Origin of the sequence: Mesorhizobium sp. M7A.F.Ca.ET.027.02.1.1, assembly GCF_004022985.1 — a bacterium.
Taxonomy (GTDB): domain Bacteria; phylum Pseudomonadota; class Alphaproteobacteria; order Rhizobiales; family Rhizobiaceae; genus Mesorhizobium.
In genome coordinates this window covers 1-718 of record NZ_RZOL01000873.1, presented here as the reverse complement: position 1 = coordinate 718, position 718 = coordinate 1, and the positions used below count along the sequence as shown (strand labels likewise).

The window sequence follows — 718 nt, the reverse complement described above, 5'->3', positions numbered from 1 at the left end:
CGGTCCGGCGAATAGTGCGCCGCGCATCACGTCGTCGCCCGCAAGTCGAGCCCGCAGAAATGCGTTCAACTCGCTGTGCCGAATGCCCGCCTGAGCGATGACCGCTTCGGTAACTCGCTGGCGCAGACGCCTGTCAATGCCGAGAGGTGTCGGGCCAGAATTGGCAATCATGTCTGTTTCTCTCCGGACAGTGCCGCGACAAAGCCCTCTCGAAACCATTGAGGGTGCCTGCGGCCGATGTTCTTAATGCAGATGACCTGCGCGCGGTTGAGCGAAATTCGACCCTGCGCGGCAAGCGCTGCGGCAACCGGCGCGTCGAGAGCGCGCCAAAAATGTTTCCCCATCGGCCAACTGGGCAAGGCTTGCGTATGGCTCGGCCGGAACGGACTGGGTGTCAGCTGGATGCGATCGTCCGACCGTGTGATGAAGTCGTTGGCGGCTTGAGATAATGACTTATGTGGGCTGCTCAGATTGAGAAGAGGTGCGAGCGCCGAAAACTCGACCGCGATGGCCTTGCTACGCTCGCCTACGACTTGGGCGACCAGTGGTATCGCATCGGGGACAAGCCCTTGCAGGTAGTCAAATTGGCTCTGTCCCGCCGCCGTCCACACGTGTTTCGGGATCGATGCCCAGGTGAAGGGCAGCCCATCGCTCAATCGCAGAAGCGGTTCGACTTCAGCCGGGGCCGCTTGGAACAGCATCGTCACCGCAAGCAGCG

Annotated in this window: 1 protein-coding gene; it reads right to left on the bottom strand. The window is 61.4% G+C overall.

The annotated features are described in order from the left end of the window. Positions 1-167: 167 nt before the first annotated feature. The coding region (locus tag EN749_RS38095; protein WP_189368040.1) for a hypothetical protein at positions 168-718 on the bottom strand (551 nt) is incomplete at its 5' end.